Origin of the sequence: Enterococcus avium, assembly GCF_002891025.1 — a bacterium.
Classification (GTDB): Bacteria; Bacillota; Bacilli; order Lactobacillales; family Enterococcaceae; genus Enterococcus_A; species Enterococcus_A avium.
In genome coordinates this window covers 636,285-662,231 of the sequence record NZ_NBSL01000002.1, presented here as the reverse complement: position 1 = coordinate 662,231, position 25,947 = coordinate 636,285, and the positions used below count along the sequence as shown (strand labels likewise).

The 25,947-nt window shown below is 38.2% G+C and carries 32 protein-coding genes; 10 read left to right on the top strand and 22 right to left on the bottom strand.

Translation table 11 applies throughout. From position 1 onward, the window contains the following. Nucleotides 1–2 precede the first annotated feature (2 nt). The 3 genes from AUF14_RS03370 to rpsP form a co-directional block, all read right to left on the bottom strand. Nucleotides 3–830: a membrane lipoprotein lipid attachment site-containing protein gene (locus AUF14_RS03370; RefSeq protein ID WP_016180743.1), complete on the bottom strand. Its 828-nt coding sequence runs from the start codon at nucleotides 828–830 to the stop codon at nucleotides 3–5. A 79-nt stretch (nucleotides 831–909) separates the two neighbouring features. Further along, on the bottom strand, nucleotides 910–1,155 hold the full coding sequence (locus AUF14_RS03365; RefSeq protein ID WP_016180742.1) for a KH domain-containing protein: 246 nt from the start codon (nucleotides 1,153–1,155) through the stop codon (nucleotides 910–912). Nucleotides 1,156–1,166: 11 nt separating this feature from the next. After that, a complete protein-coding gene (gene rpsP, locus AUF14_RS03360) occupies nucleotides 1,167–1,442 on the bottom strand; it encodes a 30S ribosomal protein S16 (RefSeq protein ID WP_016180741.1) in 276 nt (91 codons plus the stop codon). Between the two features lie 193 nt (nucleotides 1,443–1,635). Here rpsP and AUF14_RS03355 point away from each other — a divergent pair, with 193 nt between their 5' ends. Both AUF14_RS03355 and AUF14_RS03350 read left to right on the top strand, forming a co-directional pair. Next, nucleotides 1,636–2,190 carry an NADPH-dependent FMN reductase gene (locus tag AUF14_RS03355; protein WP_016180740.1) on the top strand — a complete coding sequence of 185 codons (555 nt, stop codon included), beginning with the start codon at nucleotides 1,636–1,638 and terminating at the stop codon, nucleotides 2,188–2,190. 108 nt (nucleotides 2,191–2,298) lie between these two features. After that, entirely contained in the window at nucleotides 2,299–2,946 is a 648-nt protein-coding gene (locus tag AUF14_RS03350) for a GNAT family N-acetyltransferase (protein ID WP_016180739.1), read from the top strand. A 74-nt stretch (nucleotides 2,947–3,020) separates the two neighbouring features. Here the strand turns inward: AUF14_RS03350 and AUF14_RS03345 are convergent, their stop codons facing one another. Further along, complete coding sequence (locus AUF14_RS03345; protein ID WP_016180738.1) at nucleotides 3,021–3,536, bottom strand: dihydrofolate reductase family protein; 516 nt, start codon at nucleotides 3,534–3,536, stop codon at nucleotides 3,021–3,023. Nucleotides 3,537–3,603: 67 nt separating this feature from the next. After that, the gene (locus tag AUF14_RS03340) at nucleotides 3,604–4,185 is read right to left on the bottom strand and encodes a DNA-3-methyladenine glycosylase I (RefSeq protein ID WP_016180737.1); all 582 of its coding nucleotides are present in this window, start codon (nucleotides 4,183–4,185) and stop codon (nucleotides 3,604–3,606) included. Nucleotides 4,186–4,320: 135 nt separating this feature from the next. On the opposite strand from AUF14_RS03340, the gene AUF14_RS03335 reads away from it, so the two are divergent. The 4 genes from AUF14_RS03335 to AUF14_RS03320 are packed head-to-tail and all read left to right on the top strand — an operon-like array spanning nucleotide 4,321 to nucleotide 7,400. Further along, the gene (locus AUF14_RS03335; RefSeq protein ID WP_048719812.1) at nucleotides 4,321–4,707 is read left to right on the top strand and encodes a GntR family transcriptional regulator; all 387 of its coding nucleotides are present in this window, start codon (nucleotides 4,321–4,323) and stop codon (nucleotides 4,705–4,707) included. Then, a complete protein-coding gene (locus tag AUF14_RS03330) occupies nucleotides 4,704–5,588 on the top strand; it encodes an ATP-binding cassette domain-containing protein (protein ID WP_016180735.1) in 885 nt (294 codons plus the stop codon). The genes AUF14_RS03335 and AUF14_RS03330 overlap by 4 nt, the downstream gene beginning before the upstream one ends. After that, entirely contained in the window at nucleotides 5,585–6,775 is a 1,191-nt protein-coding gene (locus AUF14_RS03325; RefSeq protein WP_016180734.1) for an ABC transporter permease, read from the top strand. Before AUF14_RS03330 ends, AUF14_RS03325 begins: the two co-directional genes overlap by 4 nt. A gap of 4 nt (nucleotides 6,776–6,779) precedes the next feature. Beyond that, a complete protein-coding gene (locus AUF14_RS03320) occupies nucleotides 6,780–7,400 on the top strand; it encodes a VanZ family protein (protein ID WP_016180733.1) in 621 nt (206 codons plus the stop codon). Nucleotides 7,401–7,509: 109 nt separating this feature from the next. Here AUF14_RS03320 and ffh read toward each other — a convergent pair whose 3' ends face one another. From ffh to AUF14_RS03305, 3 genes are read right to left on the bottom strand one after another with little or no spacing between them, the layout of a single operon-like run. Next, complete coding sequence (ffh, locus tag AUF14_RS03315) at nucleotides 7,510–8,925, bottom strand: signal recognition particle protein (protein ID WP_016180732.1); 1,416 nt, start codon at nucleotides 8,923–8,925, stop codon at nucleotides 7,510–7,512. A 15-nt stretch (nucleotides 8,926–8,940) separates the two neighbouring features. Beyond that, on the bottom strand, nucleotides 8,941–9,279 hold the full coding sequence (locus AUF14_RS03310) for a putative DNA-binding protein (protein WP_016180731.1): 339 nt from the start codon (nucleotides 9,277–9,279) through the stop codon (nucleotides 8,941–8,943). Beyond that, the gene (locus AUF14_RS03305) at nucleotides 9,279–9,740 is read right to left on the bottom strand and encodes a DUF523 domain-containing protein (protein WP_016180730.1); all 462 of its coding nucleotides are present in this window, start codon (nucleotides 9,738–9,740) and stop codon (nucleotides 9,279–9,281) included. The genes AUF14_RS03310 and AUF14_RS03305 overlap by 1 nt, the downstream gene beginning before the upstream one ends. A gap of 118 nt (nucleotides 9,741–9,858) precedes the next feature. Here AUF14_RS03305 and AUF14_RS03300 point away from each other — a divergent pair, with 118 nt between their 5' ends. Together AUF14_RS03300 and AUF14_RS03295 are read left to right on the top strand one after the other, a co-directional pair. Further along, complete coding sequence (locus AUF14_RS03300) at nucleotides 9,859–10,554, top strand: response regulator transcription factor (RefSeq protein WP_016180729.1); 696 nt, start codon at nucleotides 9,859–9,861, stop codon at nucleotides 10,552–10,554. Then, nucleotides 10,551–12,287 (top strand): sensor histidine kinase, encoded by a 1,737-nt coding sequence (locus AUF14_RS03295; protein ID WP_016180728.1) that lies wholly within the window; start codon nucleotides 10,551–10,553, stop codon nucleotides 12,285–12,287. Before AUF14_RS03300 ends, AUF14_RS03295 begins: the two co-directional genes overlap by 4 nt. Before the next feature lie 125 nt (nucleotides 12,288–12,412). Here the strand turns inward: AUF14_RS03295 and tnpA are convergent, their stop codons facing one another. Both tnpA and AUF14_RS03285 read right to left on the bottom strand, forming a co-directional pair. Next, on the bottom strand, nucleotides 12,413–12,880 hold the full coding sequence (tnpA, locus tag AUF14_RS03290; RefSeq protein ID WP_028020983.1) for an IS200/IS605 family transposase: 468 nt from the start codon (nucleotides 12,878–12,880) through the stop codon (nucleotides 12,413–12,415). A gap of 222 nt (nucleotides 12,881–13,102) precedes the next feature. Next, on the bottom strand, nucleotides 13,103–13,975 hold the full coding sequence (locus AUF14_RS03285) for a phosphate ABC transporter substrate-binding protein PstS family protein (protein WP_034876272.1): 873 nt from the start codon (nucleotides 13,973–13,975) through the stop codon (nucleotides 13,103–13,105). A 246-nt stretch (nucleotides 13,976–14,221) separates the two neighbouring features. On the opposite strand from AUF14_RS03285, the gene AUF14_RS03280 reads away from it, so the two are divergent. After that, nucleotides 14,222–14,422, top strand: coding sequence for a hypothetical protein (locus AUF14_RS03280; RefSeq protein ID WP_016180726.1), 201 nt, complete (start codon nucleotides 14,222–14,224; stop codon nucleotides 14,420–14,422). 54 nt (nucleotides 14,423–14,476) lie between these two features. Here the strand turns inward: AUF14_RS03280 and AUF14_RS03275 are convergent, their stop codons facing one another. Next, the gene (locus tag AUF14_RS03275; RefSeq protein ID WP_016180725.1) at nucleotides 14,477–15,643 is read right to left on the bottom strand and encodes a pyridoxal phosphate-dependent aminotransferase; all 1,167 of its coding nucleotides are present in this window, start codon (nucleotides 15,641–15,643) and stop codon (nucleotides 14,477–14,479) included. Nucleotides 15,644–15,986: 343 nt separating this feature from the next. Between AUF14_RS03275 and AUF14_RS03270 the strand changes: the two genes are divergently transcribed. Continuing rightward, entirely contained in the window at nucleotides 15,987–16,370 is a 384-nt protein-coding gene (locus AUF14_RS03270) for a hypothetical protein (protein ID WP_016180724.1), read from the top strand. Nucleotides 16,371–16,411: 41 nt separating this feature from the next. Here the strand turns inward: AUF14_RS03270 and AUF14_RS03265 are convergent, their stop codons facing one another. From AUF14_RS03265 to rbfA, 11 genes are all read right to left on the bottom strand, one after another. Beyond that, on the bottom strand, nucleotides 16,412–17,320 hold the full coding sequence (locus tag AUF14_RS03265) for a helix-turn-helix domain-containing protein (RefSeq protein ID WP_016180723.1): 909 nt from the start codon (nucleotides 17,318–17,320) through the stop codon (nucleotides 16,412–16,414). Between the two features lie 107 nt (nucleotides 17,321–17,427). Further along, nucleotides 17,428–17,613, bottom strand: coding sequence for a DUF6440 family protein (locus tag AUF14_RS03260; protein WP_016180722.1), 186 nt, complete (start codon nucleotides 17,611–17,613; stop codon nucleotides 17,428–17,430). A gap of 292 nt (nucleotides 17,614–17,905) precedes the next feature. Further along, the gene (locus AUF14_RS03255; protein WP_082158476.1) at nucleotides 17,906–18,748 is read right to left on the bottom strand and encodes a MerR family transcriptional regulator; all 843 of its coding nucleotides are present in this window, start codon (nucleotides 18,746–18,748) and stop codon (nucleotides 17,906–17,908) included. A gap of 22 nt (nucleotides 18,749–18,770) precedes the next feature. Continuing rightward, nucleotides 18,771–19,511 (bottom strand): ABC transporter permease, encoded by a 741-nt coding sequence (locus AUF14_RS03250; RefSeq protein ID WP_016180720.1) that lies wholly within the window; start codon nucleotides 19,509–19,511, stop codon nucleotides 18,771–18,773. Beyond that, entirely contained in the window at nucleotides 19,504–20,226 is a 723-nt protein-coding gene (locus tag AUF14_RS03245) for an ABC transporter ATP-binding protein (protein ID WP_016180719.1), read from the bottom strand. The genes AUF14_RS03250 and AUF14_RS03245 overlap by 8 nt, the downstream gene beginning before the upstream one ends. A gap of 69 nt (nucleotides 20,227–20,295) precedes the next feature. Beyond that, nucleotides 20,296–20,694 carry a GNAT family N-acetyltransferase gene (locus AUF14_RS03240; RefSeq protein ID WP_016180718.1) on the bottom strand — a complete coding sequence of 133 codons (399 nt, stop codon included), beginning with the start codon at nucleotides 20,692–20,694 and terminating at the stop codon, nucleotides 20,296–20,298. 151 nt (nucleotides 20,695–20,845) lie between these two features. Beyond that, entirely contained in the window at nucleotides 20,846–21,790 is a 945-nt protein-coding gene (ribF, locus tag AUF14_RS03235; protein ID WP_016180717.1) for a riboflavin biosynthesis protein RibF, read from the bottom strand. Between the two features lie 196 nt (nucleotides 21,791–21,986). After that, entirely contained in the window at nucleotides 21,987–22,928 is a 942-nt protein-coding gene (gene truB, locus AUF14_RS03230) for a tRNA pseudouridine(55) synthase TruB (RefSeq protein WP_049220362.1), read from the bottom strand. 135 nt (nucleotides 22,929–23,063) lie between these two features. Then, nucleotides 23,064–25,145 carry a cation:proton antiporter gene (locus AUF14_RS03225; RefSeq protein WP_016180715.1) on the bottom strand — a complete coding sequence of 694 codons (2,082 nt, stop codon included), beginning with the start codon at nucleotides 25,143–25,145 and terminating at the stop codon, nucleotides 23,064–23,066. 4 nt (nucleotides 25,146–25,149) lie between these two features. Beyond that, a complete protein-coding gene (locus tag AUF14_RS03220; protein WP_016180714.1) occupies nucleotides 25,150–25,440 on the bottom strand; it encodes a hypothetical protein in 291 nt (96 codons plus the stop codon). 122 nt (nucleotides 25,441–25,562) lie between these two features. Then, nucleotides 25,563–25,910, bottom strand: coding sequence for a 30S ribosome-binding factor RbfA (gene rbfA, locus AUF14_RS03215; protein WP_016180713.1), 348 nt, complete (start codon nucleotides 25,908–25,910; stop codon nucleotides 25,563–25,565). Nucleotides 25,911–25,947 lie beyond the last annotated feature (37 nt).

The following is a 25,947-nucleotide window of genomic DNA, read 5'->3' as shown; positions in this document are numbered from 1 at the left end:
ATCTATTTTGCCATTGAGACAGCCATTTTCAAGGCACTCATTGAATCGTTATTCATGATTGTGTATACTGTTTGATTGTTTTGCCAAACCACACGATTGGATTGATAATCACCTTTAGCCACACGTAATGAGATCTGGCCAGCATCATACGGAACTGGCAAGAAAGCTTCCTCTAAATATTCAACTGTTTGTTTGGCTAATGGAACAGGATCTTCTTGTTCAAGATTGTTTGCCTGTACAGCCAAGCTCCAATTGCCTTCTTTCCACATAACAAAACTAGACCCGGCACCAGCACTTCGGTAACCTGTGATAGTATGACCTAGATCAACCTGTTGACCATTTGCATCATAAGTCTGACCAACTTCATTTTTGGCAGTTTCCTTTGAGTCAAAGGACTGGCGCTGGAAATAAGCCACGGGTGTCTGATTCTTCAACGATGGATCATTAAAGGGGGTTGCTTCATTTACAATATAAAAATTGATCTTCAAAATACCTTGCTCTTCAGAAGCGCTGATTCCAATCTCCTTCCCGCTGCTGATAGTTGCTGGGTCGGGAAAATTATCATTTGGATAATTTGCCTTTAATTCATCGATTGCCGCCATCCCATGATTGCCGTGAGTGGAATCTGTACCAGAAGAATTCGTTGCTGCCTTTGTACTTGAAATGGTTGACGAATTTTTACTTGAATCACTTTTTTTCGAACTCACTGTGCTGGTATTCTCAGTCGTAGCAACAGTCGATTTCGTCGAGCTATCTTTTGAATCATTATTTCCAGAATTACATGCCGATAAAACAAACAATGCACTTAGCAAAATTAAATATTTTTTCATGATGGAACACCTCCACCCATAGTTTATCGTACTTCTAATGAAAAAACACCCGAATCAAACTGACTCGAGTGTTCTTACTTTATTTACCATCCACGATGTTGAGACGAACTTTTTTCGGTCCATTCGTTCGAACACTGTAAACGATCGTACGAATCGCTTTTGCTACTCGACCTTGTTTTCCGATAATTCTGCCGATATCCTCTGGTGCAACGACTAGGTTGTACTCAAAGAAATCTTTAGATTCTTCAATCTCTAACTTCACTTCTTCAGGCTTTGTCACCAAAGGGTGAACAATAGTCAACACAAGGTTAGTTAAATCTTGCATAATTGATCACCTTACTTCTTAGCGAATTTAGCTTCGTGGTGTTTTTGCATGATGCCTTCTTTAGAAAGAATGTTGCGAACGGTATCAGAAGGTTGTGCACCTTTTTGTAACCAGTTTAAAACATCTTCTTCTTTTAATACGACTTCTGCAGGGTTTTTCAAAGGATTGTAAGTACCCACAGTTTCGATAAAACGTCCATCACGAGGAGAACGAGAATCAGCAACAACGATACGGTAGAAAGGTTTCTTTTTAGAACCCATACGTTTCAAGCGAATTTTAACTGCCATTGTATAACTACACCTCCATATAATTAATCACAAGATGTAGTCTAACACGCTTTTAGTTAGCTGTAAAGAGTTTTTTCTTTACAGGTCTATTTTTCTTTCAAAGCATATTTTTTGCACATTTTACTTATTTTTTGTAAGATAATAAATGTAGATAACAACAGCGATCGTAATGATCGAATTAGGAGGAATTATTATGACAAAAACAATTGGTATTTTAGTCGGCAGTCTGCGCAAGGATTCTTACAATAAGATCGTTGCAAAACAATTTGCAGAATTACTGCCTGACGGCTTTGAAGCAAAATTTATTGAAATTGGCGATCTTCCATTTTACAATGAAGATCTTGAAGTGGAAGGCTCTGTTCCTGAAGCTTGGACACGTTTCCGTAACGATGTAAATAGCGTCGATGGATTATTCTTCGTTACTCCAGAGTATAATCGTTCTGTTCCAGCAGCGTTGAAAAATGCGTTAGATGTTGGTTCTCGTCCAATGGGCAGCAGTGTTTGGGGTGGTAAACCTGGTTTAGTCGTGACTGTATCCCCTGGTGGCCCTGGCGGCTTTGGTGCAAACCACGCATTACGTCAATCATTAGTTTTCTTAGACGTTCCTACTTTGCAACAACCAGAAGCTTACATCGGCGGCATTATGAATCTTGTTGATAATGACGGACATATTGCTGATGGTACGGTTGAATTCTTTAAAACAATCACAGATAAATATATCGAATTCTTCAATAAATTAGTTAAATAATTTCACCAGAAGACTGCGGATACTGTTCTTAAATGAACAATGTCCGCAGTCTTTTTTGATGCACTTATTATGCTATACTCAATTTAGAATTAGATTGGAGGATATCATTTGACTATTACTATTAGACTTGAAGAAGAACGAGATTATCGCAGGGTTGAAGAAATTACTCGCGAAGCTTTTTGGAATTTATATTTACCTGGAGCTGAGGAACATTACCTTGCACACACACTTCGCAAGCATCCGGATTTTATTCCAGAGCTGACCTTTGTCATTGAACTAGATGAAAACATTATTGGCAGCATTTTTTATAGTAAAGCTAAAATCGTTGATGCTGATAACAACGAGTATCCAGTCATTTCCTTTGGTCCCGTTAGTATCGCACCAGAGTATCATCGACAAGGCTATGGTCGAATGCTGAACGAACACTCCATCAATGAAGCAAAACGCTTAGGCTATGAGGCAATCGTACTGGGTGGCTTTCCTTATCACTACCATACATATGGTTTTATTGGCACAAAGAAGTACAACATCTCCATGCCGGATGGAAAATTTTATACTGGTATTATGGCCTTACCGCTAAAGGATGGGGCGCTTGATGCTATTAGCGGCCATATTGTCTTTTCAGAAGGGCTATATCCTGATCCCCAAGGATTAGAGGCTTTTGATCAAACCTTTCCTGAAAAAGAGAAGAAAGTATTGCCTTGTCAAGCAAAGTTTGAAGCAGCTGCAAGCGAAATCGATGAACATGAGTATTAAGACAGAACGCTCCTATTCTTTCCAATTTGAAAAGGAATAGGAGCGTTCGAATTTATTTTATAAAGAAATTTCGATTAAGCTTGCTTTAAATGTAGCTGTGCAAACTGACCGAACTGTTCTGTTTCGATCAACTTTAGTTTTTGTTGGTTGATTTGTGGCAAAAAGAGCGGAACGCCCTCGCCTAATAGTATTGGTACGATTTGAATCCACCACTCTTCAATTAAGCCAGCTTCAATCACTGGTTGCAACAAGGCACCGCCGCCAACAACCCAAATCGTTTTCTCTGATGGTAGATTTTGAATAAACGTTATAGGATCTTCATTAACCACTTGAAGATTGTCATCAACGTCTAAATCCGTGTGACTAAAGACAAAGTTTTCCTTCTCTGGATAAAGAATTTCTAACTGTGCATCACGTTTTACTACTTCATAGGTTCTGCGTCCCATCATCGTATAATCAATCGCTTGATAAAATACATCATAAGGTACTAGTTCGCCACCTTCTTGATGATACAACCAATTTAAACCGTCTTCTTTATCCGCTAAATATCCATCTAAACTCATTGCTCCGTAGAATACTGCGTGTGCCATCTAATCCCACCTCTTTCTTCTATTCATTTTATCAAGTGGCAAGACCAATTCAACTTTATTGCCTATCTTAGTCGTTTTGCTTCATCCCAGTGTTCAGCTCTTCATATCGGAAACATGCCATCTCATGATCGTTTACAATTCCAACTGCCTGTAAAAAAGCATAAATCGTTGTACTGCCGACAAATTTAAAGCCGCGTTTCTTTAAATCTTTGGCAATTCGGTCAGACAGCTCTGTTTTCGCCGGTACTTCTGAAGCATTTTTTATCTTATTATCTACCACTTGATGGTCGGTAAAGCCCCATAAATAATCAGAAAAGCTGACTCCCTCAGCTTGCATCGCTAGTATCTTTTGCGCATTGTTGATCGCCGCTTCGATTTTTCGACGATTGCGAATAATTCCTGCATCCTGCATTAGCGATTCGATCTTTGCTTCATCAAATTCTGCAACCTTTTTAATCTCAAATTGTTCATAGGCGTTGTCAAAATTATCCATTTTATTTAAAATCGTTTGCCAGCTTAATCCAGCTTGGTTCATATCCAAAACTAACTTTCGAAAAAGACGTTGATCATCGTATTCTGGCGTACCCCATACCGTATCATGATACACCTGCATATTTTCATTATTTCCTGACCATTGACACCGATACATCCGCATCACTCCTATTTTCAAATTTAAAAAACGAACATACGCTCCCCTTGAGTATACCAGAAAATGAAAAAAAGTCATTGCCTAACTGAAGTGTACTATGTATACTAGCACACGTAGATACATGGAGGTGAGTGTATGGTTCATATCGATAAAAACAGCAGCCGTGCTTATTACGAGCAATTAGTATTAGGAATCAAAGAAGACATCTTACATGGTATTTTACAGCCCGGAGATAAAATACCATCTGTCAGAGAAATGGCGAAGCAATTGTTAATGAACCCGAATACCATCAGTAAAGCCTATAAGGTATTAGAAACGGAAAAAGTACTTGTTACCGTCAAAGGCAAGGGTACTTTTGTACGCGCGATTGAAGAAACCCCTAGAGATGAGATTCGTATCCAAGAATTAAAAGAACATTTGAATGAACTTGTTATCGAGGCACGACATCTACAAATCTCGCAGAGTGAATTGATTGCTTGGATATATGAAGCAGAAAAAAATTTGGGAGGTCTTACCATATGATTGTAAAAAATTTGAACAAAAAAATTGATCAGCAACCAATACTCACAACGGTTGAGTTTGAATTAGCTGAACATGAGATCGTTGGGCTTGTCGGTCGAAACGGTTCTGGAAAGACCACCTTATTACGCGTAATTGCTGGACAATATTTACCTGATAGAGGAGATATATTGATTGATCAAAGATCGATTTATCAGCGACCAGAATTAAAACAGGAAATCTTTTTTATTGATGAAAAAGAAAATTTTTTCCGTCTCTATACTCTTAAAAAAATTGCGCGATTCTATCAACTAGCCTATCCAAAATTCGATTTTGTCTCCTTTAAAGAATTGGTAGGAATGCATGGGCTTCCATTGAATAAAAATTACCGCCAGCTTTCAAAAGGACAGCAAGCATTGTTCCAAATTATTTTAGCTGTGTGCTCTAATGCGCAGTATTTATTATTAGACGAACCTTTTGATGGGTTAGACATTATCGTGAAAAAAGAAGTGATTGGTTTACTGATGAGCCATTTAAGCGAAAATTCTTGTACGGCATTGATCGCTTCTCACAACTTACTGGAGCTGGAAAATTTGATTGATCGTGTATTGCTGCTAAAAGATCAATCGATCATCAAAGACTACCGTTTGGAAGATATGCGAGAAACAGCGAAAAAACTTCAGTTGGTCTTTAAAACAAAAAAAGTACCTATGGTAATCAAAGAAAATTCTAAAATGCTGGATTTTCAAGGTCGTGTCGTTACTGTTGTATTTGAAAATTTCACAGCAGAATTAGAAACAGCCATCAAAGAATTTGATCCGTTAGTATATGAAGAATTGCCTTTAACTTTAGAAGATCTTTTCGAAGCCAATTTAAAAACACGTAGAAAGGGGATTTTGAGATGATCCGTGCTATTATTTTTGAGCGTTATAAGAAAGTACTGATCGCCGCGTGTCTACTGGTGATTGGTGTGGGTGTATTTAACGCCTTAACTGAAAATAAACAATGGAAAATGATTTATCATGAACCTCATGCCAAAGAAAACTTTGAAAAAAATCGCGCTGGAATCACCTATTGGGATGAAAAAACGGAAAAAAATGTTCACTATACTTCTTATCACCAATTTCAAAAAGCTCAACTGGAATTTTATCACTCCGATTCAGGCGGTTTCGAAACACTTGAAGCCTCAAATTATTCTGAGAAAACTTTTTATTATTCAAATTTTTCAACCTATTTTAATGGTGCTTTATTGCTACTCGTTCCCTTATTAGGATTCTTGCTCTTCTTTATTGATCAGAAAACAGCTTTTAATCACTATCTTTTTTCATTAGGATGCTCACGAAAGATTCTATTTCAGAGTAAAATTCTCTATGTCGCCCTTCCTTTTTTATTGGTAACCCTGATTAGTCAATTTGTGTACGCCTTGCTGATCCATGCGCTGATTCCAGCTCCTTATATGAATGCGACCTTAGGACAATTAGTTACTTCTATAATTAGTCATTCTTCATTACTCTTTTTTTTATTTTGTGCAGGTACTTTTATTGGGTCTATGGTTGGAAATGTATTTTTTGGTCCCTTGACCTTATTTGTATTTCTCTTTTTGAGGAGTTGGCTGCCAAATGCGATCTATTCATTGAGTGACATTATAAACTTAGTAAAAGGATCAAGTCATTCCTCATTACCAAGAACTTTATTTGTTGATTCGGTTGGAAAAAACGGTGGCAATATGTTGGTAAACTGTATTTTGGTTGTCGTTGGTCTGCTTTTAATTTTTTGGACCTATCAAAAATTCCAGTCATTATCATTAGAAAACGATAATGCCTATTTGCTTCATAAAGAATCGCGCTGGCCGATCTGGGGAATGATGACGCTGTTTACTTCCTTTGTTCTCATTTTTAATTTCTTTAATCCTTGGATGATCTTTTTGACTAACCGAATGAGTCGGATCGATACGTCAATTAGCCAACCGATTCTATCGACTGTCCTAGTTACTCTAATCGTCGCCGGAATCTGTGGCCTTATACTGTTTTTCGGCGAAGTGACGAAACATCTAGCAAAGACTCTTAACAAGTTCAATCATCAAATGAGGTGATTCTATGGGTGTTTTAGATATTTTATTTTCTCTTTATCGAATCGGATGTGTCTTTCTACCTTGTCTGATTTATCAATATTTTTCGCTGAGAAAGAAACAGGAGAAAATTTTCATTTCATCAATGCTTTGGCGTTTTATTTTCTTATTTTATCTCTATCTGGTGATTGACGTGACCGGTGTCGGTACGTTGGAAGACCTTTTAAGTTATCCAGAATTGATTCGCCCCGAGGAAATTAATCTGGTTCCCTTTCAATCAGGCGTTGGTCTGTTGAATCTTTTGAATATCATTATGTTTACACCGTTAGGCTTTTTATTGCCGTTAGTTTGGAAACAGTGTCGCAAACCTGTGGTGTCGGTTTTGCTGGGTTTCCAATTTTCATTGATGATCGAATTGCTCCAATTGTTTAATCGTCGGGCAACTGATATTGATGATTTATTGATGAACACGTTAGGTGCATTTGTCGGTTTCCTAATTTGGTTGCTTTATCGCAAATTATTCAATAAAACTCCGAAAGAAATCCAGTCTTTCTCGCAAAGAGAACCACAGATTTATCTCATTTTGAGTCTTGCCGGCGTCTTTTTCCTGTATCATTGGCGTTTCTTTTTAGAGCTAGCTTATTTTTAACTTAGAAAAATTGATTTTCTCTATTATGGAATAAAATCCACAAAATAGCGTCTATCTCAAAAACGAGATAGACGCTGTTTTACATCGTATTTCTAACAAATTTCTTCTATTATTTACGCTTCTTTTTTCTCTTCTTGTTTTTCTTGACCATCCGGTTCATCGCCATCTTACCCATTTTGCCTTTGATACCATTGCCAAACATTTGATCCATCCCAGCAGGCATGCTGCCTTTACTCATTTGCTGCATCATTTTCCGAGATTCTTTGAATTGCTTAATCATGCGATTGACTTCGACAACTGAGTTTCCTGAACCAGCAGCGATCCGCCGACGACGGCTAGGATTTAATAAGTCTGGGTTTTCACGTTCAGCAGGGGTCATGGAGTAAACCATCGCTTTTTTACGTTCAACATCCTTTGGATCAACCTTGACATTTTCTATCCCTGGCATTTGACTCATCCCTGGAATCATCTTCAGTAAATCTTCGATTGGTCCCATGCCCATCACTTGGTCTAGCTGCTCAATGAAATCATTGAAATCAAAGCTGTTTTCCTTCATCTTGCGAGCAAGTTCTTCAGCTTTCTTTTCATCGTAATCTTGCTGTGCTTTTTCGATCAAAGTCAGCATGTCACCCATACCTAAGATTCGGCTAGACATCCGATCTGGATGGAAGACTTCTAGGTCGGTTAGTTTTTCACCTGAACCGATGAACTTGATCGGTGCTCCCGTCACAGCACGGATCGACAGTGCCGCACCACCACGAGTGTCTCCATCTAATTTGGTAATAACGACCCCAGTGATTCCTAATTGTTCATTGAAGCTTTGCGCCACGTTAACCGCATCTTGTCCAGTCATTGCATCAACGACTAATAGAATTTCATTTGGTTGAGCGATTTCTTTGATTTGTTTCAACTCATCCATTAATGCTTCATCAATATGTAGACGACCAGCCGTATCAATTAGAACATAATCATTTTTATTTTCGCGGGCCTTTTCCATCCCTTGACGGACGATTTCAACAGGACTGACATCTGTACCCATATCAAAGACTGGCACGTCTAATTGTTGGCCTAATACTTTTAATTGGTCGATAGCCGCTGGACGGTAAACGTCTCCTGCGATCATTAGAGGACGCGCTTTTTCATTTTTAATCAATTGGTTGGCAAGCTTTCCAGCAAAGGTTGTTTTACCTGCCCCTTGCAAACCTGCCATCATGATTACTGTCGGAATTTTTGGTGATTTCTCAATTCCAACCGCTTCTGATCCCAATGTTTTGGTTAATTCTTCATCAACAATCTTCACGATTTGTTGTGCGGGAGTTAAGCTCTCTAAAACTTCTACGCCCAAAGCACGTGTGCGCACTTCTTTGGTAAATTGCTTTACAACTTGTAAGTTAACATCGGCCTCTAATAAAGCGAGACGAATTTCTCGCATCATTTCAGTAACGTCAGCTTCTGTAACCTTTCCTTTTTTACGTAGTTTCCCCATCGCAGCCTGCAGACGCTGCGTCAAATTTTCAAATGCCATTGCTTATTTTCCTTTCTATTCATCTAAATCTTGTAAGCCGGTAATTGTTTCGGCTAAAAACTCATCCTTGGGATAATGCTCCGTCACATATAACGCCAACTTATCCAGTTGTTCTTCTCTTACGATGTAATCAGAAAACAAATGAAGCTTGCGCTCGTAATCCTCTAAGATTTTTTCTGTTCTTTTGATATTATCATAAACCGCCTGACGACTCACCTGATATTCCTCAGCAATCTCTCCTAGAGAAAAATCATCGGCGTAATACAACTCCATATAATTCATTTGCTTCTCAGTTAAAAGCGTCGCGTAAAATTCAAACAACGCATTCATGCGATTCGTTTTTTCGATCTCCATTACGTTATCCTCATTTCTTGCCAGTTTTCTTCAGAATAAACAGGTAAGCCTTGTCGGATAAAATACGCGGTTGCCACACCCATTCCTTTGATCCGAGTTCCAGAAAAGCTGCCATCATAAATCAAGCTGCTGCCACAAGATGGGCTTCTCTCCTTTAAAACCAGGCCCGTAATCTTCAGCTTTTGTATTTCTTCAAAGGCCTTGATTGCTCCTTGTTTAAATTCCTCTGTCAAATCATTGCCCTCTTTATCTAGAACTTTTGCTAGGCCTTCCCACACAGCGAAACCATCACCGCCCTGTATCTCAGCAGGATGTCTAGGTGTCGGTAAACCGCCTAAAACCTCTGGACAAATCATGATTGCCTGATTCTTCTCAACTAGCTTTTTCAGCTCTGTAATTTCATTTGATCCACCATCATAACGACAAGCTACCCCGCCCAAACAAGCACTGATCCCTAGCATTGTTATTTCTCCCAACAAATTAATAGAAAATAGGTGACAAAACTGCCTTCCCATTATACCATTTATTCAGGTATGGAAATAGTCTTTCACAAATGTTCTTATAAAAAAGGAGACACATATGAAACGTGTATTAGTTGTAGACGATGAGATTTCAATCGTAAAGTTATTGAGCTTTAATTTAGAAAAAGAGGGCTACACTGTCACCACTGCTGAAGATGGAAAAGAAGGCTACGAATTAGCCTTAAATGAAAAATTTGATTTCATTATTTTAGATGTGATGCTGCCGTCAATGGACGGTCTGGAGATTGCAAAAAAACTGCGTCAGGAAAAAGTCGATACCCCGATTTTAATGTTGACCGCTAAGGATGATGCCATTGATCGCATCCTAGGCTTAGAGATCGGCGCTGATGACTACCTGACCAAGCCCTTTTCTCCAAGAGAAGTCCTAGCCCGCATGAAAGCAATCTTTCGTCGTGTAGAGCCGCGCCAAGAACCTGTTGAACACGAGTTTTTAACTGCTGGCGATATTAAAGCGGATTTATCAAATTATCAGGTCACAGTACGAGACAAAAAAATTGAACTGACACCAAAAGAGTTTGAACTTCTAGTCTATTTCATGAAACGTAAAGAACGTGTGATTGATCGTGATACCTTACTTGATCGCATCTGGCAATATGATTTTTCTGGTCAAAGTAGAATTGTCGACGTTCATGTATCACACCTGCGGGAAAAAATCGAGATAGATCCTAAACATCCACAATATCTACAAACCGTTCGCGGCTTTGGCTATAAGTTTCAGGTGCCAGCACAATGAAACGCAAACACTTAGATTATCTTGTCCCTTTATTGCTTATTTGTTTGCTCTTTCTCGGCAGCTGGAAATTAGCCAACCATTTTTATACAAAAGAATTGTTAGAGCAGCAAGAGGAGTTTTTGAGTAGTAATGGTGAACTAATGATCCATCGATTGGATCTTGCTCAACTTGATTCTAACGAGAATAAAAAGGCGATAGAGAGTTTTTCTAGAGAGGCCAATGATCGGATCACTCTGTTAGATGCTAAGGGGAAAATTATTTTTGACAGCTCCGAACCGCAGCTTTCTGGTAGCCGGGAAAATCGACCAGAAGTAAAAATTGTTTTAAACAGTAATATTGTTGGTTCTTCCGTTCGATACAGTGCTACCTTAAAAACTGAATTGCTCTATACTGCTCAACCCATTAGGTCTGGCGATAAAACAGTTGGTATTTTAAGAGTAGCAAAAAGAACCTCCGCCTTTCAGCCGAAAACACGTAACTTCCAGCGAACGATTTTTGTTATCTTACTGCTATTTTATACATTTATCTATTTAATTATTTGCTACTTGACCTATCAACGGAATCGACCAATCGAAACCGTTCTCCCAGTTTTACAGCGGATGTTGAAAGAACCAGAGAAAAGCAATTACGTGATGCAGGATTCGCCGCAATGGCAGGAGCTCTATGTTACTGTGAATCAGATTAGTGAACAGTTGAATGCAACCTATGCTGCCTACACATCGACAGAAGAACAATTCTCCACACTTTTCCATGAACTGACGATTGGTGTCTTCATCATTGATACCGATGGGCGCTTTATCATGATTAATCCGTCTATGGAAGAGCTACTGCAAATCGGCGGGATTAGTCAACAATATTATTGGCAGGTGATTGAGGATCATAAGTTCATCCAATTGATCCAACAGGTATTAGTCGATAAAAATCAAGTCCATCAGGAAATCTCGACTAAACTACCAAGCGCGATGAATTTGGATATTCGTTTACGCTATATTGAAAATGAAGTCGAGGGCGATCAAATTATGGGAACCGTCTACGACTTGACACATGTTCGTCGTTTAGAAAAAATTCAAAAGGATTTCGTTGGAAATGTCTCCCACGAATTGAAAACACCGGTTACCTCGTTACTAGGATTTACAGAAACGCTCTTGGATGGTGCGAAAGATGACCCCGAGCTGACCGCAGAATTTTTGACAATCATGCAAAATGATGCCAAACGATTGCAGCGACTGATTCAGGATATCATCGAATTATCAAAGGATAGCAATGATCTAGCAGAAGATCGGCAAACAATTGAGATAAATTATTTTTTGCACCAGCAAATTGAGTTATATCAGCATCTACTAAGGGAAAAACAGATCACTGTTTCAATTGAGGGCATGGAAAATTGTTTTTACCAGACACGTTTGACTTTCTTTCAACCGATCATAAAGAATCTTTTTGAAAATGCAATTCAATATTCTCCCGAAAAAAGTCAAATTGAAATAGCCTATCATCTAACCGATCAATTAGAAATAACCGTAACAGATCATGGCATCGGTATTTCAAAGGAAGATCAAAAACGAATTTTTGAACGTTTTTACCGTGTAGACAAAGCCCGCGCTCGTCATTCTGGCGGAACCGGATTAGGTCTTGCAATTGTTAAAGAATACAGCGAGATCCTCGGCGGTGAAGTCAAGGTCGAAAGTCACCCTCGCTTAGGCTCCACCTTTACAATTAGATTGCCAAACAAATAATTGACAAGTAACACATCCACCCGTGAGAACGGGTGGCTTTTTAACACCTCTAGAAGAGGTCACTACTCGCCTACTCCATAAATGGAGCTTTCTAAAAGACCACCAACCGCTCTTCGCTCGCTACTTTATTTCTTTTTCTTCATTTTGAATGGATCAACGTATTCTCGTTTACTTATACTATCTCGGATTCGATCATCTGATTCTTGCTCTCGTATATATTTTTCAATTGTTTTCTGGTTCAGACCGACTGTGCTCACGTAATACCCCTTTGACCAGAAACTTTTATTTCCATATTTATAGACTAAGTTTCCATGCTGCTCATGGATAAGCGTCGCACTTCTTCCTTTCAAGTAGCCCATGAACTGCGAGATACTTATTTTTGGTGGTACTTTTACCAACATGTGAATATGATCTGGCATTGCGTGTGCTTCGATTATTTCTACCTCTTTCATCTCGCAAAGCTTCCTCAAAATTCTTCCAATATCTTTTCTTAATTCCCCATAGATTACTTTTCTTCTATATTTTGGGGTGAAGACTATGTGATACTTACAATTCCATCTAGTATGTGATAAACTTTTGTCGTCTTTAGACATAGAAAAACTCCTTTCGATAAAATAAGCGGTTGGTAGCCACTTATTAGTATATCGAAAGGAGTTTTTATCGCTAAAGCTATTCCATCCACGCGTAGAAGCGCGCGGTTTTCTTGTTTCGTACGCTCCGCGAACGAAACTGACTAAAGTCATTAAATAAAGTAACCCCGCTAGTGTTTTCATGATGAAAACACTAGCGGGGTTCGACTTTTTTCTTTTTAGTTATTATTTCACTGTTCCATCAGCAGCGCGTTCAACCTTCATTGAAGTAATTGGCAGATAACCTAATTCCTTCACCGGTCCATTTTGCACATCATCGCTAACCATGTATTCTAAGAAATCGGCTAACGCTTTTTCCGGTTTGCCATTTGTATACATGTGTTCATAAGACCAGATCGGCCATTTGTTGGTCGTAATGTTTTTATCGTTTGCTGTAACGCCGTCTAATTGTAGCGCTTGTAAACTATCATCAACATACGATAACGCAAGGTAGCTAATTGATCCTGGAGTCTCCGCTACAATTTTTTTCACTGTTCCTGATGAATCTTGCTCTTGTGACTGAATTGGCTCTTTTCCATCTAAGCCCCATTTCTCAAAAGTCGCACGGGTTCCACTGCCAGAAGCACGGTTAACCACCTGAATGGCTTCATCCTTGCCTCCCAGTTCTTTCCAGTTTTTGATTTTTCCGGTAAAAATATCGATTAGTTGTTGTTTAGTAATATCTTTTACACCAACATCTTTATTAACCACTGGAACAAAACCAACGACTGCTACTTTATGATCAACTAACTTGCTGGCATCTACGCCATCTTTCTCTTCAGCAAAAACATCGGAATTTCCAATTTCAACCGAGCCGCTCTCAACTTGACTTAAGCCCGTGCCGCTACCGCCACCTTGCACAGAGATTTGGACATTTGGATGATCCTGTGTGTAGCTTTCTTGCGCCGCATCAACTAGCGGTTGTAGAGCTGTTGAACCTACTGCTGTAATTTTTGCGGTGTCCTCTTTCGCTGATCCTGAATCCTTTGTTGCGTTTCCGGTACCGCACCCTGCTAAGAGAATTCCTGAAAATGCTAATGCTAAAATAATTTTCTTCATCATGTACACTCCTCAATTTAGATAGTAAACAGTTTTTATAAGGGAAGCGACAGTATGCTTTTGCCGTGTCTCTTATTTTTAGTACACCGTTACTTTACCAATGGAACGTAAATATCTGATTGAAGCTATGTAAACGATTCGTAAAGAACTGTAAATATTGAGTAAAGACAAAAATGCTTACTTTTAATTAGTTTTGGTGTACAATACTTTTGTAATGAAAAGTATAATCGAGAGAAGCGAACCAACATGTTAGTGATTACTTATGCAATAAACAACTCAGAAAAAGAAACAACTTATCCTGGTACCGACGATTTTGTTGCGGCACAACTAAAAGAGGTGCCTGATCTGCCTGATTTTTATCATGTTGTAAAAGCGACTGTTGATAGCAACGAGATTGCTTTGAAGGACAAAACGATCAGCGGTCTATTCAACTATCTAAACAAGTAAGTAGTATTCGGCAAAAAGAAACGATCAAACCTAAAAAGATTTGATCGTTTCTTTTTATTTTCCTAGGTAGGTTGACAAACGGTTCATGGCTTCAACCAAACTCTCCATTGAAGCAGCATAACTAATCCGAACATAGCCTTCACCTTCAGGTCCGAAGGCAATTCCTGGGATAATTGCTAATTGATTTTTTTCAGCTAAATCAATACAAAAAGCCATTGAATCTTGCTCATATTCAGCTGGAATCTTCGCAAAAATGTAGAAGGCTCCTGACGGACGTGCCACCTCAAATCCCAGTTTCGTCATTGCTTGATAGACATAATCCCGACGTTCTCGGTATTCTTCCCGCATGACCTCTGCATCAGAAATTCCCTGAACTAATGCCCGAACCGCGGCCTTTTGCGAGATCGTTGAAGCCGCTGTAACTAAATACTGATGAACTTTAATTATTTGTTCTACCAATTCTGCTGGAGCAAAAATAAATCCGATTCGCCAGCCTGTCATCGCATGAGATTTTGATAACCCATTGATGACGATTGTTTGGTCGCGTAAATATTTTCCAAATGAAACATGCTTCGTTTCATAATTTAATTCACTATAAATTTCATCACTGATCACAAAAATTGGGTACTTTTTCAAGGTTTCACTTAAAGCAGATACTTCTGCTTCATTATAGGCAACGCCTGTAGGATTTGATGGCGATGTAATGATGATTGCTTTCACCTTATCGCCGTGTTCTTCCATTGCCTGATCGATTTGTTCCGGCGTTAAAACAAAACCTGTTTCCCGCGTATCAATATAAACAGGTTCAGCACCTGCTAATAAGATTAATGGCTCATAGCCTGGATAAGTCGGAGCCGGAAGCAATACCTTATCACCAGCCTCCAAAATTGATAACAAACTTGCCGACAACGCTTCCGTTGCCCCTACTGTCACCAAAACTTCAGTTGTAGGTTGATAATTGACCGTATATTTTTCAGATAAAAATCGACTCGCTGCTTCTCGAACATCAATTAGACCCGACATGCCAGTATAATGACTAAAATTATCTTTAATCGCCTGTTGCCCTGCTTCTTTCACGTGTTCAGGGGTATTAAAATCCGGCTCTCCTAACGTCAACTTCAACATATTAGGAATTCCAGAGACTTTTTCATCAAATTGACGAATCAATGAGACGGCGATTTCATAGACATTTTTGTTAAATCGATCTTGCAATTTATTCATATAACCCCTCCATTTCTAATCATATTATCACAAAAGCTCAGATAGTAAAGGAAAAATATCGGCTCCATGCTAGTGATTTGAAAAGAATCGTCATTCTTACATGATTTATTTCAATACTTACACTCCCTTTTTAGAAGTTTACTAATTTAATGTCTCTTTCTTTTTTAGAATCGTAAAAACCATTTTAAAATAAAAAAATTTAGCTCTAAATAACTTATGATTTATTGATAACAGTATAAAAGAACTTTCATTATCCATAGTATTTTACTGTTTTGTGTTGAATTGACCATTTAACAATCATAAAATAACCATACAATAAATGATTGTCGAGGTGATCCCTACAATGAGTAAGAAAACAATCATGCGTGTACCCTTTGTTTTCTATTTAATTCCCTATGTTCATCTATCTTTAGCAGTTGATTACTTATTTGATTCAATCATAGGGATTTTTCTATTTCTGCTCCTTACCATACTGATTGGCTTTTATGCAAAAATTACTAAGCAGCTATCCTTATTGGTTTTTGGTAATCTCGTCAATATCATATTGAGCTGCTCATTAATTATTTTTAAGAGTCCTTTAGTCAGCCTATATCATTCCACTTCGCCTTTTATAGCGGCAATCCCATTGATCGTTCTCTTTTTGATGACACAATTAACTGGTATTTTTTGGGGCTATGTCCTTCATAAAGAAATGTCGATTTCAATCAGTAAAGAAAAGAAGAATTAAAAAGCTTCGGATCAGTATGAATGATCCGAAGCTTTTTTGTATCAACTTACTTCTAAGTCTTTGGTTGGTTTAATCCATATTTCGATCTTTGGCTCATCTGTTACATTTACATATTTTTGCACTAGAAAAGGAGCCATATTCTCCATTTCTATTCCATGCCTTTTGAGCCAAGTCCCAAAGAAATAGTCGTTTGCCTTGTACAAAGCATCTTCTACCAGATACTTGAAGTTTTCCGCTTCAAACGTGCAAACATAGTAGATTCCAGGGTTCATTTGATAGTGATTATAATTCGTCAAGGTTTGAGCATCCGATAATCCACCTACAAAATATTGGACTTTTTCAGGAGTGGTATCACTCGTAAAGCAGTCAATCTGTACCCCATTCTCAATTAAATTAGGAATCGTTTCTTGTTTCTCATGAAATTCATCCCATAACTCAATCAATACATTGACTCCTACTTTGTTCATTTCACGCGACTCGACTTGTCTGGAAAATCCAGTATAGTATTCGGTTTTTGCCAGTTCTCGCCTGTTTACTTCAAGAACTAGATCGTCTACCACTAACGGCACCCCTTCATCCACCACCGTATAATAAATCGATAGATCCGGCTTTAAAAAATCCGTCAATAACAGATCATTTTTACGATAAGTCTCCGGCGTAACACCATATATTTCTTTGAAAGCTTTTGTAAATGTCTCATGACTATTAAAACCGAATTCACAAGCTATGTCAGCGATCCGTTTATCGGTCTTCAACAACGATTTAGCATTTGCTACTCTTCTCGCTTTGATATACTCATTAACTGTTTTTCCAACCAAACGGTTAAATAATTTTTGAAAATAGTATACCGATAGATAAGATACCTTTGCTAATTCTTCGATTGATAGCTCTTCCTTGATATTTTCTTCCACATAATCCACTGACCTTTGAATAGCATCCCAAGCATGCATCTAACTCACCCCTTATTTAAATAAATCTGATTTTCATGCCGCCATCATCTTTATAAGAAAATAGTAGCATATCTTTTAGATGCAGGCTTGTTCGCTAGTGCTATCTGCTATTTATCTAACTCTTCAATCGGTGTGATCACTGGTTTGCCATCTTTAACTAACAACGGTGTCAATCCCCCAGCGTAGCCTACTTTATTGAACATATAATTCACACCCGTCTTTCGATCAACAAAAATCATGATCGCATCCAATTTTCCTTGAGAATAAACCCTTACAAACCGATCCTTTGTCATTACAATTCCTTCTTTCTGTTTTTTTGTAGAACGTTTTCATGAAACTAAATTTAGCGTAACACAACCAATTTATCTGGACAATTGCTAATATTCATTATTCTTCAAAAAATGTGAAAAAAATTGCTATAAAAGATGGTTAAATGAACTTATTCTTGCTTTAATTAATGAATTAATTAACCTTCACGAACTATTCTTGCTAAACCTTAAACTGTCATAATCAACGAAATCAATCAAAAAAGTTCCAAACTCAAAATATGAGTTTAGAACTTTTTTGTCTATAATCTGAGAGAAATTATTGCAACGATTTCTCAGTTTTTTTTACAGGTATTTGAATTTCCGTCAGCCAATCATCTTCACTATCTTTATTCCACATACCATCGATATAACTTTCTCGAATAGAACCAATAATCTCATAATCATTATCCTCAACAAATTTAATCGCTGCTGCGAATGCTCTAGGAATATTTTCATAAGGACCTTTGTGCATTGTACAGACTGCTTGAGGCACTTCATCCATCCTCTTAAATTTTAATTCATCCGTTTCTTCTTTCATTTCAACTACGGATTCACAGACTTCAATATCGATGTTCTCTTCTTTATATCCAGCATCATGATAAATATTGAAGCAGTATTCAGGCAATGCACAGACACAACCAGCCTTCTCCATCTGTGAGCCCATCTCAGGAATCATTGATGAAAGAGCTTCAAAGCTGGGAATGATTTTCCTCATTGATGCAACGATGACTTCTGGTAATCGTTTAATCACCATATGATAATTATCATCCTCTTGCTGCAAATACCCTTCAATCTGAGAAAGCATCGACATTCGATCAGAAATTTCCTTCATCAGCTGCTGCTTTTTTCTTTGTAATATCCGCTGCTCACTTTCGCCATCTTGTACACGTTTAATTTCTTCTATACTATAGCCAATTCTGCGTAATGCGAGCAAACGATGCAGAGGTTCTAATTGACTCGAACTATAGTAGCGGTAGCCGTTATCAGGATCGATAAAACGGGGGCGAAGCAGCCCCACTTCATCGTAATAGCGTAGTGCTTTGATTGTAACCTGATTCATTTTAGAGAACATACCAATGCGGTATAATTTTTCTTCAACTTTTTCACATTCGTGATCCACTTCTTTTCCCCCTAATTTCTGGCTATTCCCAGCGAAAGAATTTCGCTGCTAAACCGAATCCCACAATCGAAATTACACTCAACAATATTATGACAAATTGTGGATTTCCAACTGGTTGATTTAGACTGACGCTTTTTAACAATTGAACACCTTGGGTTAAAGGAAGCACGCTGGCTACTTTCTGCATCCCTCTTGGAAAAATTTCAAAGGGAATCACTGCGCCAGATAAAAAGAGCATCGGAAAATAAACCAGACTGCACACAAGGTTTGCGATCTTCATATTTTTACATAGACTTGCAATCAATAATCCCAAACTGTACATAGCAATCATAACTAAAAAATAACTAGCAATCAATAAGAGCCAATTACCCTGCATTCGATAATCAAGAAAGACGATGGCTGCCAATGCAACGAGTCCTGCAGAAATAATCGCCGTTGTCATAGCTACTAACACCTGAGTTGCGATTAAATGTCCAGGTGAAGCGGGTGTCACGAAAAAGTGCTTCAATATTTTCTTGTCGCGATAATCACAAATTGTTAATGGAATTCCCATAAATGCAGTGGCGCAAATGCCAACGACTAAAAGCGAGCTAAAACTGCTGTCTAAAAAAGTATAGGATGTATTTCCCGCCTGCTTATTTCCAGCAATCATGGTCGTCAATAGCAATACACCTAGAGGCATTCCAATCCCGAATAAAATCCCATCAATAGAACGAATCGCCAATTTTCCTTCAACCTTTGCCAAATTGATTACCTTATTCATCTTCGTCCTCCCCTACAAACCAAAGATACGCGTCTTCTAAATTACTCTGAGAACTCTCCGCCAATAATTCTGGAATACTTCCTTCAACGACAATGCTGCCATTCTTAATGAGGCAAATACGATCACATAGAATTTCAGCTTCTTCCATATAATGCGTCGTCAAAAAGATTGTTAAATTGGTCTTCTTTAATTTTAGCAAAGTCTGCCAAACCGTTCTGCGTGCCTCCGTATCTAATCCAGTCGTTAACTCGTCCAAGAAAATAATCTCTGGATCAGGAATCAAGGCTAACACGATCGAGAGCTTTTGTTTTTCTCCGCCTGAAAGCTTCTCAACAGGTTGCTTTTTAAACTTCTCTAATTTAAACAATCTCAACAACTCACGGTAATCTCTAGGTTTTTGATATAAACTAGCCAATTCTCGACATAGCTCATTCACGTGAATATTATTTTGATAGCTGGAAGATTGCAGCTGAACTCCAACTTTTTCGAAAACTTCTCGTCTTCGCTTACGTGGATCTAATCCTAAAATTTTTGCTGATCCATAATCAGGCCGTTTAATACCCAACAGTGTTTCAATAGTGGTCGTTTTCCCCGCTCCATTTGGCCCCAATAAACCAAAAACTTCACCCTTATTGATGGTGAAGGAGAGTTGGTTGACGATTTTCCTACCTTTGATTTCTTTAGTTAATTGATCAGCTGTAATAGCTACACTCACGATGATCCTCCCCTTTCATTAACAGAATACTGTCTCCTGTTAAGGGAGAGTCAACAGCTTTTCATACTTTTATTGCGGCCTTACTATGAAAATCGTTCCCTCTTTTTGATAACCTTGCTTTTCGTAATAGGGATCAACATCGCTCATAACATATACCGTTTGTTCAGGGAAATCTTTGCAGGCTTGCTCCATTAAAAAGCGACCATAGCTCTTTCCACGACAATCAGCATCTACTAATAAATCATAAACATATACGCCAAAACCATCATCTTCTCGGCAACGAACATACCCACAAATCTTTTCTTTCTCAAAAAGTAAATAAGTTATTGATGTCAATAAAACTCGCGCGTATTTTTTCTTCCCTTCACCATTACAATAATCTGTCCAATCAGACTCCTTTTCCATCATTTTAAATAAATCCTCTGCATCCTCCTCTTGATAAGGGCGAATATACCAAGAATTTTCCATCAAAAAAACTCCTTTTTATTTTATACTAACAAATAACCATCAAAATACTAGAATTTACACAATTTAATAGATTGCTATTCTCTAATAAAAAAACGTTAACTATAAATGGTGGAAACAAAAAAGGACACTCATTTTTGAATGTCCTACTTACTTAACCCTTAAAATATTCTCTGGTGGCCTTTTCGTCTATCTCAAGCTGCTGAATCAATCCTTCAACGGATTCAAAAGCTACTTGTCCCCGCAACATATGATACCAACGTACCTTAACTTTTTCACCATAAATTTCTTCATTAAAGTCTAAAATATTGATCTCAACTGTCAACATACGATTGGTTCCAAAAGTATCATTATGACCTATCGAGCCCATCGCTGGATACCATTGATCGCCAATTTGAATTTCATTGACATAAACGCCTTCTTTTGGCAATTTCATATCATCGGGTACTTGGATGTTGGCTGTCGGATAACCAAGTTTTCGACCCCGTGCTTCGCCATGAATCACCGTTCCGCTAATCTCATAAATATAGCCAAGTAAATGATTGGCCTCGTCTAGACGCCCCTCAGACAATAACCGGCGAATTCGCGAAGAACTAATTTTTTCAGTCTCGTGTTCTTCTGTTTTTTTAGCAACAATTACTACCTCAAAGCGCTCTTTCGCATAGTTAGGTAAGTTTTCGGCATCAGCCGTTTGGTCTTTTCCAAAATTGTAATCAAAACCTGAGACTGCCACTTTTGCGTGTAGCCCTACGATGTATTGATCGACAAACTCTTGAGGACTTAACGCAGCGAACGAAGATGTGAAGGCTACCTCGTATAACAAATCAACACCCAGCTCGGACATCCGTTCTTCTTTCTGCTTCAAAGTCGAAAGATATTGAATCGGCTTGCTCTGTACTTGTTGAAAAACAATTGCCGGATGCTGATTAAACGTCATCACAGCTAATTTTAAATTTTTTTCTTTCGCAATTTTTTTACCAGTATTGATGACTTCTTGATGACCACGATGAACACCATCAAAAAATCCTAACACCAACACACAATCTCCAACAGGAATTTCCTCTGATTTATATGGATGCCGTAATTTAACAATTTCCATTTAGTGTGCCTCCTAATTCATATTATTGTATTTATTTTTCTTGAAGAAAAATAAGTCTGATTTTCATGCCGTATATCATCCAACTATACATACATTTTTCCTAATCGTAATCAGATTGGGCTTTTCCTCTTTAATCACTGCCAAAAGTTGGATTGACATCCTAATTCATATTATTGTATTTATTTTTCCTCAGCTACTAAGCCTGAGGAACTTGAGCAATCTCGTTTCGAATTACTTTGCTTGGTTTCAAAAGCCAGTTTTTTTCTGGGTGTTGTCCGTAAAGACTAACTAATTTTCCTTGATAAAAAAATGCGATCAGATCAGCTGGCATCTTTTTGATTCCAAAAGATTTCATAGATAGAACTTGTCCATTTTTTACCTTTTGCCAAGCAGCATCTGTTAAGTCAATTCGCGGAAATTCCTTCATTGCCTCTTCAATCGGTTGCAATGCTTGATTGATCTGACCTTTTTCCATCAATTCGCTAACTTGCGACAATGTGACTGCCTGTCCCACTGAAAAACCGCCGCTGACTAAACGAGTAAGATCGGACATATGAGCAGGATAGTCTAGCTTTGCCCCAAGATCAACAGCCAAGGTCCGTACATAAGTACCTTTCCCGCAAGTAACTTGAAATCTCCAACTCTGAGTTTTTGCTTCTTCATTATAAATCGGAGCAGTCGTACGTTTAAAACTCTCAATCTCCGCTTCCCGTTCAGGGCGATCTACCGTTTCACCAGCACGCGCATACTCATACAATCTTTTCCCGTTGACTTTAACCGCTGAATACATTGGTGGTATCTGCTTGATTTTCCCGATAAAAGCAGCCATTACTCGATCAATTTCAGCTTCAGTTAAAGGGCGGTCTACTGCTTTTTTCTCTACTATTTCACCACTGCGATCTTCTGTAGTTGTAGAAAAGCCCAACGTAATCTCACCTTCATAAATTTTCCCACTATCTTGTAAATATTCGATCACCTTGGTTCCCTTACCAATACAGATAGGTAATACCCCATCGACGTCAGGATCCAAAGTTCCCCCATGACCAACCTTTTTTGTTTGTAAAATTTTTCGTAATTTAAAGACACAGTCATGACTTGTCATGCCGCGCTCTTTCCATAACGGCAAGATACCGTCCATCGCTGTTTCCTCATTTCTATTTATAATCAACGCTCCCATTATAGCATAGCTAATCTAAGAAATAACCAGCCAACTCTCTGAAGATATTTACCTGATCTTTTATTAATGCCAAAGAAAAAACCGCCAAGTTGACGGTTAATATTTCTTTTCTTTTGCTTTTTTCTTTTGTCGTTGTCGACTGATCACAAATGAAATACTTGGTTCTGATCGCTGCTGCATAGCGTAAGACTCTAATTGATTAACTTGATCACGATAATTATTTGCTGAAAAATTGGTGATATCTTCGCTTACTTCATATTTATCAATAATCTTTCTCTCTAAATAAAATCCGCGTATCAATTCTTTCGCATAAAGTGGATCTTGCTGAATCAAATAAGTACCAAATAAACCATGTCCACTGACCTGATTCATCAAATTTTTTCGTTCATCCACAAAGAAATCAATCAAGTCCTCATCATAAACATCCCGTAGATTTTCCAAACTATCCAAAATAGCTTCACTATTGCGAATAAAGATTTTTCTAAGAGTTGAAATATCTTCGTTATCAACCGTCTCTTTACGCTTTTGCCGACGTTCCCAAAACATTTTTGGATGCATGATAATACGAATAATCCGCCGTACAAAAATTAACCAAAAGCTAAGCAATGACAGCATCTGTTTTGTCACTGACTCAGACACATTTGAAATGAAACGAGAATACAACCGATACGCACCTGAATTGATCTGATGTCTTCTAAAACTTTCATCTAATCCATCTCGTTCAACTGAAATAATCAACGCTTGGATTTCTTGAAATTCTTGTTGCGCACTTTCCGGCATCGAATTATTGAAGAGCGTTTGGATTCTTCCTTGATAATTTGCGATCACCGCAAGCAGTGCAAAGCGTTCTTTTTCATTCAATTTTTTATTATCCAAATCTTCGTAAAGCTCGCTAATTACTTCCCGTAAAATTAACATTCGTTTAGGATCAGTTGGCGGTACCACTTCACCTTCAGATAAGATTGGTAATAAAATCATTCCGATAATCAATGTTAGAAAAGTCACACAGGCGGTGATAAACAGCAGTAAAGATCTCTCAGGAAACTCCAATCCATTGATCGTTGTTGGTAAAATAAAAATAGTTGCGATACTAACTGTTCCTTTGACACCACCAAAGGTTAACAGCAAGCGGTCTCTCAGCTGTTCATGATTTTTCTTCCAGCCTTGAGTCACAATGTAATAGCCGCTAACGAATAAAAAGCGTAAAACAAATAGTAAGGCTGTCAATAATAATACAATCCCTAACAAATGCACATTGGAATAATTTCGACTATTCCACACAGGAGAAAAAACTTGAGAAAGTTCAATTCCCAAAAAAATGAAAACCAATGCATTCAACATAAAGCTAATCGTACTCCACGAGCTTTCAGTTACATTGGAAAGCTGTGCCTCAAATAGATTTACACGACGGAAGCCGGTGGCCTGCAATACACCCGTCACAACCGCTGCGATAATTCCTGACGCATGAAACAATTCAGCAATAAAATAAGCGACGAATGGAAGTATTAATTCAATCAGCAGATACGCCGACACATCTTGTGCAGAGATTCGCTCAATAATTTTTATGACTTCATTTTTGACCCAAATGATCACTAGACCAACCAGTACACCTACAACGCTTGATTCGAGCAAGGATATCGAAGCATCAGCTGCCGAAAATTGTCCGGTTAGCAATGCGGCTACGGCAAACTGAAAGGCTGTAACACCTGTTGCATCGTTGATTAATCCTTCCCCTTCTAAAACGTGCATGACTGATTCAGGAATATTTAAGCGCTTTGCTAACGAACTAACTGCTACTGCATCGGTTGGACCCAAGGAAGCCCCAAAAGCCAAACAAGCAGCCAATGGAATCGCTGGCAAAATACTATGCAGAACAAATCCCAATCCAAATAATGTAAAGATGACGCCGCCAAAAGCCAGCAGCAATATTAAGCCAAAATGCTTCAAGATTGAAGGGATATCAGCAGTTTCCCCTTCACGAAACAAAAGCGGGGCAATAATCATTACAAGAAATACCTCTGGTTCAAAATTGATCGAGCTACCAACTTCCGTAAGTCCGAGGATAATGCCGAGGATAATCTGGATCATAAAAATCGGGAAAGACGGGAAAACTTTTGCTAAAACATTCGACAAGGTAATGGCAATGGCTAAAATGATGATAATCTCAATTAGGCCCATTCACTCACCTCTTGGAACAATTTTCTTTTGCCTTAAATAATAATTTTAAGAACTCTCTTTTCTTATTAATAATCCGATCTTCCAATTCGGACAATTCTTGTGATTCGCCATCTAACGAAAGCTGTGCACGCTTGGTTTCCATACGCAGTAAATCATGTTTCATCCGCTCTAATTTACGAGAGGTTAAAACATTAATTCTTTTTATTTTTTGTTTAACGGCTTTGCGTTCTTCTGGACTTAAGTTTTCAAATTCCTTATGGAGTTCCTTCATCCGTTCTTCAAATTCCGTGGTCATTCTAGACTCTGCCTCCTTGAAAATATCCAGCAAAAGGATTATTTACAAACTGCATACACTTTAACAGGATTTACTCAATAATGCAAAAAAGAACCTGAAAAAAATCTCAGGTTCTAACAAATTTATTCTTTATTTAAGTCGCGGATCATTTGATCAATCTTAGAGCCATATTCAACTGATTCATCCAATTCAAAAAACAATTCTGGTGTCTTGTAGATTGACAAAGCATGGCCTAGTTCGCGCCGAACCAATCCCCGTGCTTTGTTCAAACCTTCTTGTGCCTTTTCTTTATCTGATGCTTTATCAGATAACAAACTGTAATAAATCGTCGCTTGTTGCAAGTCTCCAGTCACGTGAACATCTGTAATGTTCACGTCTTGAACGCGTGGATCACGAACTTTTTTTCGTAAGATGTCATTGACTTCCTTCAAAATTTCTTGAGCCAGACGACGGTCACGATAATTTGGCATAACGACTGCCTCCTTCTATTTCCACTAACTAAAATTT